Here is a 20,950-nt window from a genome sequence, read left to right as displayed (position 1 = left end):
TAAGATTAACATTACCTGTGTTTGTAACAACATAAGTCCAGGTAACAGCATCTCCTTCCATTACTCCAGGTCCAGGTGCAGTATCAGCATCTTCACCGTTAGTAGCCTTCTCAATGTCAATGTCAGGACATTCTCCGAAGTAGTGACTTGGATCAGTATCAAATACACCTATTACATCAAAGAAACCAACTGCGGTAGCATTGTTCTCATACTGACCACATTCTGCAGTGCCGTTTGCAACATATATCCAGTTCTCACCAATAGCCAGTACATCATCACCATCACCTTTGTATATTATGTTAGTAACCGGACCTAGTTGATCATCAATAACAGTAACATTTACAAGTGGCACATTACCTGTGTTGTTCACTATATATGTCCACAGCACTTCATTACCCTTAGGTATACCCGGACCCGGAGCACTATCGGCATCCTCACCATTAGTTGACTTCTCAATATCTATTGAAGGATTTGGAATTTCAAAGAAAACCGCAGCTATATCTTCTCCGACAATATCCAGATTTCCACCGGCACTTGAGGCGACACTGAATTGTTCACCGGGAAGCATATCGAAATAATCCGAAAGATTACTTATTGATATTTCATAAACACAGTTTGTACAGTTGTCAGGTCCTCCGGCATTACTGTTTGCAGCGTGAACATCATTTATATCAAATCCTGAAATACCGATTGTATTGGCATTCCAGTCATTATTCGTAATGGTGATCATTATCATTCTTTCATTTTGCAAAAGGACAATACTCCACTGCTCTCCGGGACCAATACCTGTTATAGGTTTGCCGGTGACATTTCCGAGTATATCACCATTTTCCGCGAGACCTACTATGTTTCCATCACCATCAAGATCACCTGGCAGACCGTAGACAGTTGCCATACCATACAGAGTATCATTCAGGATATCATAATGAGCGTAAATACCTTTTATATCATACCCACTTGGATAAGAACCTTCAACGCTTAGATTTTCATTATAATTACTACCTGCATCGGCTGCAGGATCGTTGTCGTACCAATTCCCATCCTGGTATACAACCATTTTATCTCCAAAAGGACCGCTGGGATCATAGCCAGTACCGTTTATCTGACCGAAATTCCAATTTTGATCCCATTCATCTGTACTATTGACTCCATCTACATTAAAAGCTGCTGCAGATGTACCTGATATCGTAATTAACACCAACGCTATTAATAAAACTATATTACATTTTATCATGCATTTCCCCCACCCTTAGCTAAAAGAGGTATATTTTTCAAGAAATAATTTGTTAATATCAGTATTTATTATAACAGCAAACATAAATCAGTAGAAATGTTATGAAATATAGTTGAGGAGGATTATTGAGTAAAGAAGATGAAGAATAAAGGCCTTAAAAGTAACTTTTTCTTTCAAGTTTCAAAATTATGTTTTTCCTGAAAGTATATTTTCAATGATTTTTATGGACTCGTTACTTATCATTGTTCTTTTTCCCTTGTCAGTTTTTTCCATATTGTTATAATCAAAAAAACTTTTACATACACCATGATCTTTATCCATAGGATCCTGATCCTGCAGGAATATAATACAGCCTTCAAGACCAATTTTCTTCTGAACATATTTTAGTGCATAAGCAACTCCGTAATGACAGCCTATACCTGGAAGAAAATATTTATATCCTTCATTTTTTTTTCTTTCAAGCCAAGGGAAAAGATTGGAATCACTGTCTATTATGAATATACGGTCTTGTGTAAAATCATACTTTTTAAGAACATCGATCATCTCTCCCAGAGAACATGGAACATTGCAACTTTTACCTTCTAACTTCAAGCATATCCGGGTTTTTCTTGATGAACAATTTACCGAAAGAGGACATGTCGAATTACCCAAAGGCTTGGAACAGTAGGGGAGAAAAGCTATGCACTTATCCAGTTCATTCTCAACAATATCCTTTAAATTAATGTAAGGTGAGGAGATAGCTACATTATAAGTCATCAGACTGTTATTAGCACATATAGAACCAAGTCTCTTTTCAATCAGTTTTTTGTTTACCGAATATGGAAGAAAAGAGTGTATTCTCTCTAGAACTGATATTTTCATTTACAGAACCCCTGGAGTATGCAAATCTGTCTGGAACATACTCTCCCACAATCAACTATACCTGGGTAATAGTTTTAAAATCTTAGCGTTGAAACAAAATAGGACATTATGCGTCTTTTTTTGGGTATACAAAAAAATATACAAATAAAAAACCGAAAAATGAAACAAAAAAGTGTAATATGGATGAATACAAAGTGACTTAGGTAAAAACTATAAATTGATCGGATCAAATGCTTGAGGGGGACTCATTTGTTTGAGGGGATTTATGAGTTACTTCTTCATTCATATTATGATACTCGCCTGAGAGAATGCAATCCATGAGAATAATTGTTTCTTTATGTATCTTGGTCATTTTTCCTTTATCGACACCTTCCATTCCCAGATAATCGTTCATGCATTTACATACACCATTATCTTTGTCTCCTGGGCAAAAATCATCTACAAAGGCAATACATCCTTTATAACCAAGTTTTTTTCCCACATAATCTATTGCATAGGATACACCATATTTACATCCTGTTCCCGGCATGAAATACTCATATCCTTCTTCTCTTTTTTGTTTTAACCAGGGGAATAGATTTGAATCACGATCAATTATGAAGATCTGCTCCTTTTTAAAACCATGTTTTACAAGAACATCAACCATCTCACCAAGAGAGCATGGTACGTTACATTTTCCACCGGACACCTTGATACATTTCTGGTTCTTTCTCTTGTTGATCTTATCAGATGCCGGGCATTCATGTTCGCCCATAGGCTTGGCACAGTAGGGTAAAAAGGCTACACATTTATCCAGCTCTTCTTTCACAACTTTATTTAGGTCAAAAGAATGAGGATAAAGTGCCAGGTGATTATTTACCAAAAGATCATCCTGTTTTTTAAATTTGCATTTCCAGCGCACAATTTTTTGATGAATTGAATAAGGCATCAATCCATATATTAGTTCACGGGTCAACATGTTTTTCCTCCATTAACTTGTTGGGCTATACTTCCTTGCAGTTGTTCGGAAACTGATTGAACCCAATAGTCTGTATTTTCAAGTCTATGGATAGTTTGGTCATTTGTATAAATATCATGACTCAAATATAGCCATTTATGACCATAAAACTTGTCATAATATAAATAACGTGCACATGGTAATAAAAAATTAAGACTGATACTGTACAAATAGTCTGTATTTTATGTACAAGTGATTCAGAAAAACAAGTATGGATCTTTAAATTTTTTAGCAAATGTAGAATGAAACTCAATTTCCATGAAATTAAAGACCCAATTCCTTTGCAATTTCCTGAAACTCTTTTCCTTTTTCAGTTGTTATATACAGGTTTCCTTTACGTTCAATCATACCTTTTTCTTCTAACATTTCAAGATACCTGTTAACCATATCAAAGTTCAGGTTTGCACTGTAAACTATATGTGTTTTTTTTGCACCCTCCAATGCAGCTTTTAATATTTCCACGCTAATGGCAGTTCTGCTTCTTCTAATATAACCACACCCATTAGTTACAGTCATTCATTCCCGATCACAGGTATCATTACTTATATGGATAAAAGTTGGAAGAAACTATTTTCTCCAACAGGCAGATCCAAATTACTTTCTGGACCTGTATCCATAAGAAACAATAACAATTCCTACAAGAGCAAGAACTACTATTGCAATAGTACCACTACTACTACTGGAAGAAGTTCCTGGTTCTGAAACTTGTTCATCTGCTACTTCTGCAGCAGGTTCTTCAGTTGTACTCTCGAGTATTGTTTCCTCTGTTTCGGATGATGCAGATTCTGATACACTACTGGCCTCTACTTCGGCATTTTCAGTGGAAGTGCCAAAACCTCCTCCACCACCAGAAGTTGATTTTTCATATTCTACAGGTGTTTCCTGTACAGAGCTGGCTGCACTAATGTCCAGAGATACTACTTCTTCTTGATAATTTTTAAGATCCAATGTCTGAGCTTCCACCCCGTTCACATAGATCATAACTACATCATAGTCTGAAGATAAACCCAGTCTGTTACTACGCTCGTCACCTATAAGACCTTCAGTAGTCACAGTTGTTCCACCGACAACGTTTCCGTCTACAACTAACGTGACTTCAGTTCCTACAGCTGCAGGTTGTCCGTCTATCTGTAGATTTCCTTCCAGTATTATAGGAGGTGCAACAGCTGCAGCAGGTATAACTATGAATGTCAGTAAGATTACAAATATCGTTAATAATGCACCTTGTCTTTTTCCACTTATCATACGTCCCACCTTATTATAAATCAAAAATGCAGTGAGAATGTCCCACTGCAAAAACTTCGTTTCATGTTTCTTTTAAACACCTCAGGCTAATACACACTCTTTATCCACAAATACATAGTATCCTTCGTACATATTCATGGTAAAGACATCAGTACCTACCTGATTACTGTTGATGACACCTTCGACCCCATTGTAGCCTACATATGCAAACTCCTGTGAGGATGTTACCCATGGTCCCATGATCTTAACATAGCAATCATCGATGCTTGCAAGACTTACCTCTGCAGACAGCTCTACCTTAGATGTATGACCGATAGCATTCCATCCGGGTATGAGCCTTATTGATGGAGGCGTTGATGGCACCTTTGCTGTAAGATATACTTCGTCTATTATGACCTCTTCACTCATGTTGTTGTGTACCCAATATGCCTTCAATGGCTCAAAAGTGGTTTGTGCAACCATTGCAGAACCATTGTCGTAGAATACAGCATCAACCTGTGTATCATCGAAGTCCTGAAGTACATACTCTACGGATGCGTTATCCAGTGTCTCCGGGAATGAGATCAGGTTCCAGCCTGGGAGAAGCATTATTCCTTCTGGGTTGTATACTTCTACACAGACAATATAGAATGCTGTGTCTCTTCCGTCATCAAGAGTTGCCTTGATCAGGTACTTACCGTCCGGTACAGTGGTAGTGTCCAGTACACCTTTCCAGCCATCTGATCCGTCGTTGTCCATTGCGAACACTGTCCAGGTCTGTCCGACATCGTCAGCTTCACAGTTACCGTTGATATCTGCGAATATTTCAAATGTTGCGGACTTTATATCATCCTGGCTGGAATTGTCGATGACTTCAACAATCTGTGTCTTGGAAACAACATCACCATCTTCTGGAGAGATGATCACTGGTTCTGGTACTACATTAGGTACTGTAGAGACTTCAACTGTACCATCTGTTACCATAACTCCGGCGATAGCTGTGCTTGTTTCGTCCTTGAGGACTACATTGTTCAGGTCAAGATCGTAGATACCATCCACGGCACCAGCTTTTACTTCGAACTCAATGGTAAGCATTGTACCGGCTTCTGGTGTATAGGTTCCACCTGTGGCTGCAAGACCATATGTTATAGTACCTGCACCATCATCACCACTTCCAGGTGCAACGAGTGAACTTGCTCCAAGCAGATCCTCATTGGTAATACTGTTAACCATCAGTATTGCAGGATCATAGTCCAGCTGCAGGCTTACAGCACGGAGATTCTGGTCATCGGAATCGACCATTACCTCTATCTGGAATATGTCTCCGATATCAACCGGTCCACTTGATTCAGGAGAGATCATTACCTCCGGCACTTCAGGAACTGCACCATCGGTCACCTGTACGGTACCATCTGTGACATCAACTCCTGCAATAGCTGCGCTTGTTTCATCCTTGAGAACTACATTGCTCAGATCAAGGTTGTAGACTCCATCCACAGCACCAGCTTTTACTTCGAACTCAATGGTAAGCATTGTACCGGCTTCTGGTGTATAGGTTCCACCTGTGGCTGCAAGACCATACGTTATAGTACCTGCACCATCATCACCACTTCCAGGCGCAACGAGTGCACCTGAAATCAGGTTCTCATTGGTAATACTGTTCACCATAAGCACTGCAGAGTCATAGTTCAACTGCAGGTTCACAGCACGGAGATTTTCATCGGCTGAATCAACTTCAACCTCTATCTGGAATGTGTCACCCGGGCTGACCGGACCACTTGCTGCTGGAGAGATCATAACTTCCGGATTACCAGATGTTGGTGGTACAATAACCTCTCCAACGTTTAATGTTCCGTCTGTTACTACAACTCCGGCAATAGCCGTATTGGTCTCATCCTTGAGAACCACATTGTTCAGGTCAAGGTTATAGGTGCCATTTGCTGCGCCTGCCTTCACTTCGAACTCAATGGTAAGCATTGTACCGGCTTCTGGTGCATAGGTGCCGGCGATTGAAGCTATACCATAGGTTATGGTACCTGCTCCGTCATCACCGCTTCCAGGCGCTACAAGTGCTCCTGCACCAAGCAGGTTCTCATCGGTTATGTCATTCACCATAAGTACGGCCGGATCATAGTCCAGCTGCAAGTTCACAGCACGCAGGTTCTCTGCATCTGAATCAACATATACAGTAACCTGGAACGTATCACCTGCATCGTACTCATTCATTTGCGGATTTACTGACACTGAAGGTGCAGCCGCTGCAAGTCCTACGCCTACCATGAAACATGCACAAAATATTAAAAGGATGGCAGCAGATCCTGCCATTCCCTTCCATGTTACTTTTGTCATGATTTCACCTCACGCATCAGGCTTAAGACTGATACACTCCTGCGAACTCTACGAAGTCATCGAAGTCTACGTCACCATCGTCATCAAAGTCGAAGATTGCATTGTAGTTGCTGTCGCCCATTACTGAGTTGTAGCATGCTGCAAATTCAACAAAGTCGTCGAAGTTGACAATCTCATTACCGTCGTAGTCACCCTTAATCTCATCAACTGGTGGTTCTACAGCTGGAGCACCACCGTTCATATACAGACCTGTTCCATCTGTTGGATCGTATGTGAACATCATCCTTGGATAGACTGGTGGAATCTCGACACTCTCACAGAGCACTGTGTTAGGTGCTGTGAATGAACTGGTCAGGAGATAGTCACCACTTCCGCCTGCATTTGGTACATCCGGATAGACAAACTCCTTGTAGAAGTCTGGCATTGTGTAGATGTGTAGCCACTTCCAGGTTTCATCTGCCTGGCACTCTCTGAGGAGTTCAAGCAGGTTGGTGTGGAATCTGTCCTCATAGTCCTTGCCTGTGAAGTAGATCTCAGTTGCAGGTACTGTGAACATGCGCTTTGAGATTGTGTCATAGACACTGTTGATGTACATGTCGTGATACCACAGCAGATCCTCATTTCCTGCACTAGAGTCATACCACTGTCCATAGTAGCAGGTCATACTCTCATCAGGTACTGAATGTGGAACATCGATATCATCGATCATTATGTGTTCCCTGTTGAATGGTGGGAGCACTGGCATGATCTCATTGTCATCGACCATTTCCTTGGTAACTGACAGATCGTTCAGCTTGACATCCTGGTGTTCTGGTATTGGGTTCCTGATTGTAATGTACTTGACACTGTTCTCTTCAGGACCATATATCATTGGAACTGCATATTCTGCACCATCAACGAAGAATGATTCTCCTGTGTGGAGCAGACGTCCTACACGGATCAGTACCTTGCTACTGTCTGAGCTGGTACCCAGAATCTGCATTGCCCATGGTTCATAGAAGTCCGGCAGGTTCATGCTTACAGTGTGACGTCCTGCGCTGAGTACGCCCTGTTCGACATTGACTGAATATAGTCCACCGATCTGTTCTGGACCTGGATAGGTTGGGTTCTGTTCATTGTTACCGTTGTAGAATACCTTTACTGCAACTCTGTCAATCTCACCCTCGCCATCGTAGTAGATTCCTTCTATCTCAACAATGTGGTCAAGGAACTGTATCTTGTCACCTACTGCAAGTGCGAATAGCTCTGAACCAAGTGCAATATCCTTTCTGCCATCACTGTTGAAGTCTGCGGCTGCCATTAGGTATGTCTTATCATCCTTACCGTCATAGTTGATGTCAAAGCTGTCAAGACCTACCTGACTTGCATCATTGTCAGCTGCAGGGAACCAGAAGTAAGTCCAGAAAGAATCTTCCTGCATTGTGACATCCCATGGGTTACTTGGGTTGCCTTGCGGTGTTGCTGTACCAGCTGTTGGCTGATAGTGCTTGTCAATGAACATGTAGGTGTATTCATTCACGACATCTTCCCAGATGTACTTGTTAGGCTTATCAAGCCATACACGACCTGTTGGCTCATCATATTCTGGTACGAACCACTGTCTGAAGAATACCTTCTCGTGTGAGTCCTTGTTGTCAACTACAATTCCTGCCTTTATCTTGGCTGGATTGAGCGTTACAAAGTCCTTCTGAGGTGCTTCAGCATTCAATGGATCAAATGGTGCCTCAGGATCAGTATATGGGAATGCAGCATCCATATTGTCTTCACCATAGACTCTGAGTCCGTTGGTTTCAGTGTCTATTTCGTTAACATAGATATCTTCTGCTCCTGTCTCCTGATCATAAGTGAACATAATTCTCTGTGGCCATACAAAGTTGTTAGGATCACAGATATATTCAGCAAAGTCTTCGCACTTCATGGAATTCTCTGCTACAAAGGAACTTGTGAACAGGAAGTCACCTGTGCCATCATCTATATCAGGAAGCTCTGGATAGACAAAGTCCTTATAGAATTCAGGCATTGTACGGATGTGCAGCCACTTCCATGCTTCAGTATCTTCTATATTACTGAGTTCTGCACCCTCATCGAGTATTTCAAGCAGGTCCGTGTGGAACCTTGGCTCATTTGTCTTGTCGATGAAGTAGATATTCAATGGATCGACGTTGTATATTTTACGTTCTTCTATTGTATCGTAGTTTGCAAGTATGCAGTCATCCTCATACCATTCACCATCAGATGCAGCTGAGTTAAGAGTTGAACCTACATATCCTGTGTATTCACAGCAGGTTTCTGTATGTGGAATGTTAATGTCGTCTACCATTGTGTGCACTTTGTTGTATGGTGGGAGCAATGGAAGAGATTCTTCGTTGTCAACCATTTCCTTGACGATTGAAAGGTCGTTTATTTCAACATTCTTGTGTTCTGGAACCGGGTTTCTGATTGTAATGTATTTTACAGAATCATAGGCTGAACCATAGATCATGGCAACATCATATTCTGCACCATCTACGAAGAAAGTCTCTCTGGTATAGAGCTGACGTCCTACGGTCATCAGAACCTTTTCTGATCCGACACTTGTAGCATCGATCTCAAGGTACCATGGTTCATAGAACTGTGGTCTGTTCATTGATACTGTGTGACGGCCTGAACTAAGGTAATTCTTTTCACCTACATTGACTGACCAGAGTTCTCCTATTTGTTCAGGTTCATCGTTACCTGTGTAGAATATCTTAACAGCAACTCTGTCAATCTCACCCTCGCCATCATAGTAGACACCTTCTACTTCTACTATGTGGTCAAGGAACTGGACCTTGTCACCGACATTGACTGCCATCATCTCAGAGCTGATCTGCACATCCTTGTAACCATCAAAGTTAAAGTCCCCAACCTTCTTAAGAACGACCATATCGTCTTCACCGTCATAATTCATATCATAACCATCAAGACCGATCTGTTCATCGTCATTGTCTGCAATAGGGAACCAGAATGTTGTCCAATAGGATCTTGTTGGGCTCTTTGCAGTTGCCTCTCTGGGCTGGTAGTGCTTGTCAACAAACATGTAAGTATAATCTGTCACTACGTCTTCCCAGGTATATTCATTGTGATTAGGAATCCATTCACAACTCAAAACAGAGGGGTCTATTAATCTTTCACTTTCATCCTCAGTTATGAGCGCTGTTGATGTATCGTTGCCGTTTTGTACGACACACCTGAAATCATCAAGCCATACCATACCAGTTGGTTCTACGTATTCAGGTACGAACCATTGTCTGGCAAAAACCTTCTGCTTGGAATCAATATTGTTCACAACAATACTATCTTCCAGCATGGCTGGATTGAATGTTACGAAATCTTTCATTGGTGCTTGTTCATTCATCGGATCGAATGGTGCTTCGGGATCAGTGTATGGAAATGCGGCACCATATCCATTTTCACCGTAGATCCGCAATGAATTTGCGTCATCTTGAGCACTTGCTGTCATTGCTATTGAAAATATAGTAACGAGTGCAATAGCAACAACTAAAAACCTGTGCTGGAACTTCACTTTCATTATTAACTATCCTCCTTTCTTAAGTCATACCGACTCTTCGATATCACAGAACATGACTCCGTCTCCAACGGTTCAATGATATCCAAGTGAAGTTGCCCTGGATAATCCCACCGACAACCCCGAATATTGATATGAGGTCAGATTTTATAAACCGATAAGAAATAGATATTCAGAAGACTGTTCACAAATACTGTTCCTGAATAATGATACATAACAATGATACTGAACATTGATACTAAAGAGTGAAGAAGATTAAGTGGCCACGTCTAACAACTAAATATAAATTTTCAGATAGAGATTTAAAAAATGCTTACTCATTGGATGTTTCCTGCAATGGAGCAAGGACAATATCATAAGTAAAAACAAGCCATAAAAGAAATGGGAATGCTATCCTGCCAATAGCATATATGTAGAGTAATTGTTCCTGGTAAGAAATGAAAAGTATCTGCAAAAATACAATAAATAAATTGAAGAAAATAGTCAATACAAGACCTATCATCAGAATCTTCACGGTTTTTCTCTTTTCAAGCTTTGTAGCAAGTACAAGAGCTATAAAAGGTATGAAATTCAAAGGTAGATAGAACAAAAAGAAATTCTTAAAATCTACAATAACTACTGAAGCAGCAAAATATCTTCCACCTATTGGAACCCATAAAATGAATAAAAGAGTAAGATAAAGAAAAAACCTTTTCAGAAAAGGTATCATTCTTATCACGTTCATAAATTATTCCTTCTACAATAGAATTCAGGGTTTTCGTTTCCCGGATAAGACTGCCATACAATACACTAAAGACAGAGATAAAAGACTTATAAGGAAACCAAAACCGGGAGACTGTTGTGCTTCAGTTTCAGAGGTCGGATTTTCCTCTGGAACTTCATCATTGGTTGAGGCTAGAACATCTTCCGCAACATCCGGATTAACGACCTTAAAAACTACAGGAACATTGTTAACTCCTACTTTCATAGCTGCCGTATTTATAATCCCATAAACATCAGTGATCAGTGACTTTCTATTTATATCTGCTTCCTGATTGATCTTAACTTCGAAATAACCGTAAGTTGAGAGACCTGTATTCAGTAGGATACCATTTTGCAAATATTCAGCTATGGGATCACTCATATTAAGAGAAATGGCATATGAATCCTGATAGTACCATTGCCAGCACTCTTTTTCAGTATTTATCAGAGGAACCTCACCGGCAACAGCTATTATTTCCGGATCGTAAAGGGAACTTTCATTGTCCATAAGGCTCTCAAGTTTCATAGCATTCATTGCCTGAGCTTTTTGAAGCAAGTTCTGCAATCTTGCGCTTGCCTCTGGAACAGTGCCTTCACCAAACTCCACCGGAACATTGGTAACGTTCATTTCCATCGCTTTTTGGCGGATTACTTCGTAGGTAGCATCAACCTCCTCTCCTTCAACCATTAATGGCTCATAAAATACGATTACGAGATAACCGCCGGAGTTAGCACCCACAGATATGATCTTTCCTCTTGAGAATAAATATCCCCTGTCTTCCAGTTCATTTTTAATATTACTCTCAAGTATTGGGAGATTCTGATCCCATTCTTCTTCACTGGGTACGATTCCTTTTGATACCAGCTTACGATAATCATCTGGATGGGACCCGAATATATATTCATACGACAATTGCTGTCCCGTGTCAATACTGCTTCCCATCGTAGTTATAGAACCAGAGGAACTTCCAGTTGATCCACTTTCTGCAGGACTTCCGAAATCTATGATTTCCGGAGAGGACACTGAACCAGCGGCAACATTACCGACAATTACGGAACTTCCTGTGGCTGTTCCTTGAATTTCATCATTGTTCTTATCCTTAAGCCGGACGTTCTCAAAATTGATATGATAAACATCATCTTCTACAGTATCTTTCACCTGAAATTCGATAGATATGAATGTTCCACTTCCGGGAGCATAAGAATTTTCATCCGTTAGTGTTGCAAATCCATAGATTATAGTTCCGTCCCCATCATCACCACTTTCCGGTTCAATAAGTGAACCATCTACAATAAGATCCTCCTCTGTTATACTTAATACTTCCAGTACCGCAGGGTCATAATCTATCTTAACGCTTAATGCTCTAAGATCATCGATACCTGAATTTACATTAACATCAACAGTAAAAGTTTCACCCGGTGAAACCGTACTCGATTCAGGAGAAATGAAAACTGACGCTGCAGCCGATGCATTTACAGTAGCTGCCACAAAAACCAAAAGAGCCAGAGCTGAATACCTAAAAAGATTGTTTATACTCCACATTACGTAACCCCCAGTTACAGTTTCTTAGGCGCTATGGCCTAGTTGTTCAGTAATTATTATTCGGGTTTTACCTGTGAGAATATATAAGTTCCGATTTAATTACTATACTCGAAAATATAATAATAAGAAACAAAAAAGAATAGTAGTGAGATATAACTAACCTTTAAGTCAGTTATATCTCTAATTTTTTGGTGGTACGTTGGGGGTACGCTGGTGGTATTCCTTAATAAGGCACTCTTTTAAATCTATGGAGACAAGATTGTTTCCAGATACTAGTTTTGTGTTTACAAGAAATAAATCATGAAGAAACTATATTTTGTAGTATTGTTAAGTAGAAAAGCATAGTAACCAGAAAATAATATAAAAATAACAAAAAAATCATTGTAAGTGGGAGCAAACAAAGGAAACATATCTAAATTAAAAACATTAGTTGTCTGAACTAATGAAAAAAAAGATTAAGAATAAAATGCCAAAAAAGCCTTAGAAATAGGCAGTATCGGAAGACTACATCCAATCTGCCTATTCATTTCTCTTTGCTTGCTTGTTGGTGGTACCTGATAGTATAGTGGTACTAAGGATTATGTCCCCTAAAAAGTTGGGGATGACGGAGACAAATTTCGACCACCATTTCTTCCATAGTTTTCAGATTTAATAAAGGTTGAAGAAACTATTATGAGGAAGATTGTTTAGTACCTGATGTTAGTAAAAAATGCACATTTTCAAAATAATGAACTACTTTCGGGCTTTTAATTGTTGTCTGGCCACTATTCCTGTGAACATAGTGTACGCAAATATAATAACTCCAAGCCAGATAAGAGGGTCTCCTATGTTTCCCTTACCAAGATAGCTTAAAGAGAGACCTGCACTGAGAATCAGTATATTTGCTTTGAGCAAGCCCTTATTCCTTTTAAGAATAGCAATGTTCTTTTGTTTATCTTGAATTTGAACTTTCCTTTCTTTATTCATATGATCACTGGACCTTGATTATCATATCTGCTGCCTTGCGAACTCTGTTAAATACTGCCGCACCGATTCCCCTGGAATCAAATGAACCATCTACTATAATAATATCTACATTCTTAAGATCAAGAAAACGAAGACCATAAAAGAGAGATTTTGCAGCCTGTTCTGGTTTGTTTTTGCAGCCAATAGAGAACGATTCTACTCCAGAGAAATGTTTCTCTGAATCTTCCGTAAGCATTAGTCCTATCTTTGCATCCCTCATGCTGAGATCTTCAAGTAGTTCCTTTATTCTACCAACAACTGCGTTGCTATCACCCTCCACCAGAATTACACCGGCTTTGGGGGAATAATGCGTATATTTCATTCCTGGTGAACGAACTGTTTCGCTTTCAGGATGGACTTTGTCGTCATAGGCTATCTTCACTTCCCCAATGCAATCCTCAAGTTCCTCCCTACTAATTTTCCCTGGCCTGAGAATCGCAGGTACCTCGGAAGTTACATCTATAACAGTTGATTCTAGCCCTATTATTACATCACCACCATCAACAACAGCATCTATTCTCCCGGAAAGGTCTGCAATAACATGTTCTGCTGATGTTGGACTTGGTTTTCCTGAAAGATTTGCACTGGGAGCTGCCAAGGGTCTTCCTGACCTTTTGATCAGTTCAATTGCGATTTTATTTTCAGGCACTCTTATTGCAACCGTATCAAGTCCACCGGTAGTGACATCGGGAACTATATCGGTTCTTTCCATAATAATTGTAAGAGGACCAGGCCAGAACCTATCCATTAATAAAGATGCTTTTTCAGGAATTTTACTTACTAGTGATTTGCATTCTTCTCTGGAAGAAACATGAACTATGAGTGGATTGTCAGCGGGTCTGCCTTTAGCTTCAAATATCTTAATAACAGCTTTTTCGTCCAGAGCATCCGCTCCAAGTCCGTATACTGTCTCTGTGGGAAAAGCAACAGTTCCACCATGTGACAGTATTTTTGCTGCTTCATTCAGAGGTGCAGATTCAAGTTTATCACTTACGTAGAAGATCTTAGTTTCTTTTGTCATTCTCAGTGAACACACAGGTTTATTTTTTAAGAAGCATATTATAAGTCGACATGCAAAGGAATGAAGCTTATTGAACCATAATGCTCATAAGGTTTTTGTTCATCTGTATAAAGTAGTCTACAAAATTAGAGAGACATTTATGCCATTGTTGTGTTAATATTATCCTTTTTAGGCATAAATCTATTTTGTATATAGTCTAGAGGCAACACTTATATAGGATTATTTCATCTAGTCACACAGTGAGCGGGTCTGTTTTTAACCCCACTCCCACACTAACCCCCACTCCCCAACCCGCTCACAGATAAAACGGGAGTTTATTTCACACTGCTACATTTTAATTAAGATGCTAATTTTCGTATATACAGATGGTATCCTGATGTTGGCTTTAAAATGAAAATAAACATTTGTATTTATGATTTCAAACAAAACTAAGAATTACCACAAAAACAATTATCAGATGGTCTGAAAAATAGAAAATAAAAGAGTAAGAAAGAAGCTTCAGTGCAAAATTAATGCACCTGCTGCTTCATCATTGAATTTAGTCTTCTTCTGGTTCAGGACAGGCTGCATTGCATGCCTTTCCATACTCATCGATCACTGACTCTTTACACAGACCAACACCGTGCCTGTGGGCTGCACGGCTTATCATATGAGCTGCAACCGGAGATGTGACCAGAATGAAAAGTGCTACTGTCATGGCCTTGACACCCATTGGTGAAAAGCCTACTTTAAGCAGTATGCTGAGCATTACACCAAAAGCACCAAGAGTTCCTATCTTTGTGGTTGCATGCAACCTGTTATAAACATCAGGAAGCCTTGCAAGTCCGAGCATTGCCAAAAAGACAAAAAACAGACCTATTACAAGGATCATGTTGCTGAAGATATTCAGGATCATTGAAACTGTGCTCAAAATACCACCCCATCATCAAGATACTTGGCAACTGTTACAGTTCCTACAAAGGAGATAATAGCAAGTACAAGTGCCACATCCATGAAGAATACGGATCCCTGGACATATGAATAGATACCCAGCATTACAACTATTATTGTGGTCATGGCATCCAGTGCCACTACCCTGTCTGGTATTGTTGGGCCCTTGATGACCCGGTATATACATGGTATGAAAGAAATTACCATGAAGATCAATGAATATTCGAGTAACATAAAACTCATTCGAAAGCCTCCAATACATATTTTTCCAGATCATCCTTTATGGATTGTGCCACACCCTCGGGGTCAGTTGCATCGATTGCATGCACATAGAGGAGACATCTGTCATCGGACATATCAATTGTCAGTGTTCCCGGAGTAAGGGTAATAGTATTTGCAATAGCAGTGATTCCAAGATCTGTTTTGGTATCTATAGGAACTGCAATGATTCCCGGTTTGATATCGATCTTAGGCTGAAGGACGATCTTTGCAACCATAATGTTTGCCTTTATGATCTCCACAATAAGCACATAAAGATACTTAATCTGAGCAGGTATCTTGCTTAGTGCATTGCTGAATGAGAACTCCTTGTCAAAATTGAACAATGTCTTAAATGGCCTTATCACAAATGGCGCGATAATAAGTCCCAGTATGAAATTGTTAATGTTTACAGTCCCATGGACAAAACACCATACCAGAGCCAGTATAGCTGAATAGGCAATGTACCTTTTCATCTTACCACCCTCACCAACACAGCATCGATATATGGTTGCGGATCAAGTATCTGATGGGCTGTTGCATTTGCAAGTGTTATTAGTGGCTCTGCATAAATACCGAATGCAACGACTGTCAGTGCAAGCACAACGATTGGCACTGCCATCAGAACTGAGGTTCCGTGATGGGAGTATTCTCCATATTTTTCAACATCCCTTTTCTCTCCCCAGAACATGAGCAACATTGCCCTGAACATATAGAAGAGAGTGAATATTGCAAAGAAGAGTGCAATTCCTATTGCAAAATAATACTGTTCACCAATACCTGCATCAAAAAGACTGAGCTTTGCAATGAAACCTCCAAGCGGTGGCATTCCTGCAATTGACATTGCACCTACAAGGAACATAAGTGACATCAGCGGTGCACTATCAACCATGCCTCCCATCTTTCGCATGTCCCTGGTCCCTGCATGGTGAATTATCCCACCTGAGGTCAGGAAAAGCATCGACTTTGCAACTGCGTGATTCACAAGATAGACAAGAGCTGCAGTTATTCCGTAGATACTTCCAAAGCTGATTCCAAGGAAAACATAACCGATCTGGCTTACACTGGAATAGGCCAGCAGGCGTTTTACGTCTGTCTGTGCTACTGCTGAAATTGCTCCGACAACAATGGTTGCCAGTGCAAGATACATGATAACAGGCTTGAAAATATCAAGAGTGTCAATGAAGATCAGGAAGAATACCCTGAGCATTCCGTATGCTCCTACCTTGATAAGCACACCACTAAGCATTGCGCTTATGGGTGATGGTGCTGTGGGGTGAACATCCGGAAGCCAGTAGTGAAGCGGGAAAATTGCAGCTTTGTTACCAAAGACCACAACGAACATCAGAGCAATGGCGAAAACATACCATGGAAGTGTTCCTGCTGCACTCATTGCACTGAGCTTGACTGAGATATCTGCCATGTTCAGTGTTCCTGTTGTTGCGTAAAGTGAAGATACTGCAATAAGCATCACAATCGAGCTTAACATATTGAGTACGAGGTACTTGAACGTAGCTTCCATCTTATCGGAGCTCTTTGTGACACCGCCCTGCTCATTTGCAATCACAAGTCCGCATGATGAGAGAAGAAGTAACTCAAAGAATACGAAAAGGTTGAAGATATCACCTGTGAGGAATGAACCGTTAAGTCCTGCTACAAGCAGACTGAAGAGCGGATAGTAGGATGCACTCAGTGACTTTTTCTCAATGTAATCAAGTGAATATATCAGTGCAAGGAATGATACGAATGATGTTAGCACAACCATTCCTGAACTCAGGAGATCGGCCACCAGTATGATTCCGTATTTTCCCCATTCTCCTACCTCATAAGCCTGAATTCCGCCAGACCATACCTGTGAAAGCAGGATTATACTCAAGATCAGCATTGCAAATGAGACAGCAACGCTCAACACTTTCTGTATACCAGGTTGTTTCCTGAGAAGTATCATAAGTGCAGCCACAAGTATCGGAGTAGCTATCAGTATAATAGGGATATGAGTTGACAGGTTCATCCCCAGAGCCTCCTGAGTTCCCTAATGTCAGTTGTTCCATATTCCTCGTAAATGCGGTATGCAAGGATCAGGATGAAAGCTGTTGTAGCCAGACTGATAACAATGGCTGTAAGCACAAGTGCCTGCACAAGAGGGTCAACATAATCCACATGGTGACCTGCTTCTATTATAGGTGCAAGTATTCCCTGGGAAAGAGAATCTGTAAAGATACTTCCCGTTGCTTCTGCAGCTCCGTGTCCGCCATCATCGGTTATGATAGGTACCTTAGTTCCGGAGAAGACTCCTGCTGATACTATCAGAAGGTTCACTGCATGTGAAAGTACTCCCAGTCCGATAATAACCCTGACAATATCGCGGCGCAGTATAAGGAAAGTGCCGATACCGAACAGAATTGCTATTGTAAGAGAGAGCAATGTATTGTTCATTCGTCATCACCTACGTTTTTGAAAATGGAAAGCAATCCTCCGATTACCACGAAATAAACTCCTATATCAAAAAGGCCGGCTGATACCAGCTCGATTTCTCCAAAGAATGGCAGGTGGATAAATTCCACAGCACTTCTGAAGAAGTTGTGTGAGAAGGCAATTGCTGAGAAAGCTGTAAGTGCAGCCAGCAATAGACCGAATCCAAACCAGTTACCCCAGTCCGGGTTAAAGAATGATTTTATGTAATTAAGACCGAATGCCACGTATGTCAGTGCGATAACTGAAGCGAACATGACACCGCCAATGAATCCACCCCCGGGATTATTGTGTCCCGCAAGTAAGAGGGATATTGAGAAGAGGATAACCAAAGGCAAACATATTTTTGTTATTGTTTTTGTAATCAGGGTTGTCATTCGTCCTCACCCCTGCTGTGTATAAGATTATAGACACCAAGTGCTGCAAGACAGAGCACAGATATTTCACCGAGCGTATCATATCCTCTGAAATCAACGATAATAACGTTCACAATATTGTGACCGCCTGCAAGTGCAAGACTCTTTTCGATGAAATAATATGAAAGGGTTTCAAATGGTGGAACTATTCCCTGTGTTGCATTTATCAGCAGTATGAAGATCATTGCAGATACTGCAACAGATATTATAAGATCCCTGGCAAGTGTTGTTGTTGGAATATGTTCCTTGAATTTCTGCGGGATCTTCACAAGTGCCAGCAGGAAAATTATAGTTGAAAGTGTTTCTACCAGAACCTGTGTGAGTGCCAGGTCAGGTGCCTGCAGATATATGAACAGCAGAGCAACCAGATATCCAAGACCTGAAAGAGATATGATAGCAGGCAAGTACTTTGGTAGTAATGCTGCACCAAGAGCTGCAATTATCATGAACAGGAATATCAGGCCTTCGTAAAGTGGAACATCGAAATTAAGGTTCTGCGGTATGAAGTTTGTAGCAAGCATCGTTGCAGGAATTGCAAACATTGCAAGTGTCAGGAGCAGAACAGCGATCACATAGTTCTTTACAGGACCAGGCTGCATCCTGCTTGAGAATTTGAACGTAACATCTTTTGCATTATTCACTGCACCGTCATAGTAATAATTGACACTGAACCATGGGAACATTGCATTGAACCTATTCTGCCATTCTGCGATCCTGTCATACTGAGTGTAGATTAGGATACCCAGAATGAATGTTGCTATGGTCATCATCAGCGAGGTTGTAAATCCATGCCATAATTTTACATGGAGAGTTGTTGGTTCAAGAAGAATTCCTGAAACTGTTGGCTCAATGAAATTATGTACAGGAATTGAAGGTACAAGCCCGAACAGTATAATAAGACCTGCGAGGAAAATTGCCGGTGCAAGCATTACCATTGAAGGGTCATGTATGTGTTCAGGAAGTCCCTTCGATGGTCTTTTGCCGAGGAAAATACCGTCTATGAATTTAATTGAATAAGCAAATGTGAAAACACCACCCAGCACCGCAAGTGCAGGGATGAGTATTGTGTATGGTCCACCAAGGAGGTGACCCATCTCAACAGATGATTCGTAGAACATCTCCTTACTAAGGAATCCGTTAAGAGGTGGAATTCCCGCCATGGATAATGCTCCAATGGTGGCCACTATGAACGTTATTGGCATTTCTTTACGCAAACCACCCATTTTTGTGATATCCCTGGTAGCAGCTTCATGTGCCACTATACCTGCCACAAGGAAAAGACATGCTTTGAACGTTGCGTGGTTGAGAAGATGGAATGTTGCAGCAGCCACACCAATTCCAGGTTCGTGATGGGTAGTGTAACCGTACATTGTCATAAGATAAGCAAGTTGACTGATTGTTGAATATGCCAGGATTCCTTTGATATCGGTCTGCCTGAATGCAAGGAAACCTGCAAGGAGCATTGTAAATATTCCTACTCCGCTTACCAGAATGAACCAGGCTTCCGTACCTGAGAATATTGGGTGTACCCTTGCTATAAGATAGATACCGGCCTTTACCATTGTGGCTGAGTGAAGGAATGCACTGACCGGGGTTGGTGCTTCCATTGCATTTGGAAGCCATATGTAGAAAGGACCCTGTGCTGATTTTGATGCAGCACCGATGAATATGAGAATAAGTGCATAGATGAAGAGGTTATGACTGTGCAGAGCTTCCCTTATGGATTCATTATGTAATATAGTAGGAATGTCAAAAGTTCCGGTTATAGCATGTAACACCAAAAATCCTGCAAGCATGAATAAACCGCCTGAAGCAGTGATGATCAATGATTTTGTTGCTCCGTAAACTGACATTGGCCTGTTGCGCCAGTAACCGATAAGCATGAACGAAGTTATGCTGGTAAGTTCCCAGAATATGAAAAGTTGAATAGTATTAGCAGAGAACACCATACCGAGCATTGATCCCATGAAGAAAAGGAGCTGCTGGTAATATCTTGGGAGATCCTCTTTCTTTGACATGTACCCGTTGGAGTATGACATGATAATGACACCAATACCGGATACAATGAAGCCGAACATGATACTCAGACCATCGGCATAGAAAGAAAGATTAATTCCCATTGAAGGAAGCCATTCGATAGTTCCCTGAATAGTCTCCCCGTGTATGATCTCCGGCGCAACCTGAGCAACCATTATTAAACTCAGAAATGCGACTGCGGAAGCGTACCATCCTACTTTATCCTTTAGAAGTTTTTCAACGGTAGGCAATATACCGGCCAAAATAAATGGCAAAAAAACCGCTATAGTAATTGCTGTAAACGAATCCATGACACCTTACATTTAAGTCCCTATA

At 40.7% G+C, this 20,950-nt stretch carries 18 protein-coding genes; all 18 read right to left on the bottom strand.

From position 1 onward, the window contains the following. A partial coding sequence (locus BLP52_RS13970) for a DUF7507 domain-containing protein (RefSeq protein ID WP_449405416.1) occupies positions 1-1,234 on the bottom strand: 1,234 nt, incomplete at its 3' end. Positions 1,235-1,420: 186 nt separating this feature from the next. Continuing rightward, complete coding sequence (locus BLP52_RS13965; protein ID WP_091711102.1) at positions 1,421-2,095, bottom strand: hypothetical protein; 675 nt, start codon at positions 2,093-2,095, stop codon at positions 1,421-1,423. A 226-nt stretch (positions 2,096-2,321) separates the two neighbouring features. Then, positions 2,322-3,053, bottom strand: coding sequence for a hypothetical protein (locus BLP52_RS13960; protein ID WP_091711101.1), 732 nt, complete (start codon positions 3,051-3,053; stop codon positions 2,322-2,324). Between the two features lie 303 nt (positions 3,054-3,356). After that, complete coding sequence (locus BLP52_RS13955) at positions 3,357-3,608, bottom strand: Sso10a family chromatin protein (RefSeq protein ID WP_091711100.1); 252 nt, start codon at positions 3,606-3,608, stop codon at positions 3,357-3,359. Positions 3,609-3,686: 78 nt separating this feature from the next. Beyond that, positions 3,687-4,337: a hypothetical protein gene (locus BLP52_RS13950; RefSeq protein ID WP_091711099.1), complete on the bottom strand. Its 651-nt coding sequence runs from the start codon at positions 4,335-4,337 to the stop codon at positions 3,687-3,689. An 81-nt stretch (positions 4,338-4,418) separates the two neighbouring features. Next, positions 4,419-6,665 carry a cohesin domain-containing protein gene (locus tag BLP52_RS13945; protein WP_091711098.1) on the bottom strand — a complete coding sequence of 749 codons (2,247 nt, stop codon included), beginning with the start codon at positions 6,663-6,665 and terminating at the stop codon, positions 4,419-4,421. Between the two features lie 22 nt (positions 6,666-6,687). After that, on the bottom strand, positions 6,688-10,215 hold the full coding sequence (locus BLP52_RS13940) for a hypothetical protein (RefSeq protein WP_091711097.1): 3,528 nt from the start codon (positions 10,213-10,215) through the stop codon (positions 6,688-6,690). A 310-nt stretch (positions 10,216-10,525) separates the two neighbouring features. Beyond that, the gene (locus tag BLP52_RS13935; protein WP_091711096.1) at positions 10,526-10,936 is read right to left on the bottom strand and encodes a hypothetical protein; all 411 of its coding nucleotides are present in this window, start codon (positions 10,934-10,936) and stop codon (positions 10,526-10,528) included. Positions 10,937-10,960: 24 nt separating this feature from the next. Continuing rightward, positions 10,961-12,496, bottom strand: a complete 1,536-nt coding sequence (locus BLP52_RS13930) for a cohesin domain-containing protein (RefSeq protein ID WP_091711095.1) — start codon at positions 12,494-12,496, stop codon at positions 10,961-10,963. A gap of 732 nt (positions 12,497-13,228) precedes the next feature. Next, on the bottom strand, positions 13,229-13,462 hold the full coding sequence (locus BLP52_RS13925; protein WP_091711094.1) for a hypothetical protein: 234 nt from the start codon (positions 13,460-13,462) through the stop codon (positions 13,229-13,231). A gap of 4 nt (positions 13,463-13,466) precedes the next feature. Next, complete coding sequence (locus BLP52_RS13920; RefSeq protein ID WP_091711093.1) at positions 13,467-14,522, bottom strand: L-threonylcarbamoyladenylate synthase; 1,056 nt, start codon at positions 14,520-14,522, stop codon at positions 13,467-13,469. 538 nt (positions 14,523-15,060) lie between these two features. Then, a complete protein-coding gene (gene mnhG, locus BLP52_RS13915; RefSeq protein ID WP_091711103.1) occupies positions 15,061-15,417 on the bottom strand; it encodes a monovalent cation/H(+) antiporter subunit G in 357 nt (118 codons plus the stop codon). Positions 15,418-15,428: 11 nt separating this feature from the next. Then, complete coding sequence (locus BLP52_RS13910; RefSeq protein WP_091711092.1) at positions 15,429-15,695, bottom strand: cation:proton antiporter; 267 nt, start codon at positions 15,693-15,695, stop codon at positions 15,429-15,431. Next, positions 15,692-16,186 (bottom strand): Na+/H+ antiporter subunit E, encoded by a 495-nt coding sequence (locus tag BLP52_RS13905; RefSeq protein WP_091711091.1) that lies wholly within the window; start codon positions 16,184-16,186, stop codon positions 15,692-15,694. The genes BLP52_RS13910 and BLP52_RS13905 overlap by 4 nt, the downstream gene beginning before the upstream one ends. After that, positions 16,183-17,721 (bottom strand): NADH-quinone oxidoreductase subunit M, encoded by a 1,539-nt coding sequence (locus BLP52_RS13900; RefSeq protein WP_091711090.1) that lies wholly within the window; start codon positions 17,719-17,721, stop codon positions 16,183-16,185. Before BLP52_RS13900 ends, BLP52_RS13905 begins: the two co-directional genes overlap by 4 nt. Next, the gene (locus BLP52_RS13895; protein ID WP_091711089.1) at positions 17,718-18,146 is read right to left on the bottom strand and encodes an NADH-quinone oxidoreductase subunit K; all 429 of its coding nucleotides are present in this window, start codon (positions 18,144-18,146) and stop codon (positions 17,718-17,720) included. Before BLP52_RS13895 ends, BLP52_RS13900 begins: the two co-directional genes overlap by 4 nt. Next, positions 18,143-18,559, bottom strand: coding sequence for a monovalent cation/H+ antiporter subunit B (locus BLP52_RS13890; RefSeq protein WP_091711088.1), 417 nt, complete (start codon positions 18,557-18,559; stop codon positions 18,143-18,145). The genes BLP52_RS13895 and BLP52_RS13890 overlap by 4 nt, the downstream gene beginning before the upstream one ends. Next, positions 18,556-20,925, bottom strand: a complete 2,370-nt coding sequence (gene mbhE / locus BLP52_RS13885) for a hydrogen gas-evolving membrane-bound hydrogenase subunit E (RefSeq protein ID WP_091711087.1) — start codon at positions 20,923-20,925, stop codon at positions 18,556-18,558. The genes BLP52_RS13890 and mbhE overlap by 4 nt, the downstream gene beginning before the upstream one ends. Positions 20,926-20,950 lie beyond the last annotated feature (25 nt).

The organism is Methanolobus vulcani, assembly GCF_900100715.1.
Taxonomy (GTDB): domain Archaea; phylum Halobacteriota; class Methanosarcinia; order Methanosarcinales; family Methanosarcinaceae; genus Methanolobus; species Methanolobus vulcani.
Note: the sequence above shows the minus strand (reverse complement) of the source record. Positions and strands in the feature narration are given on the sequence as shown.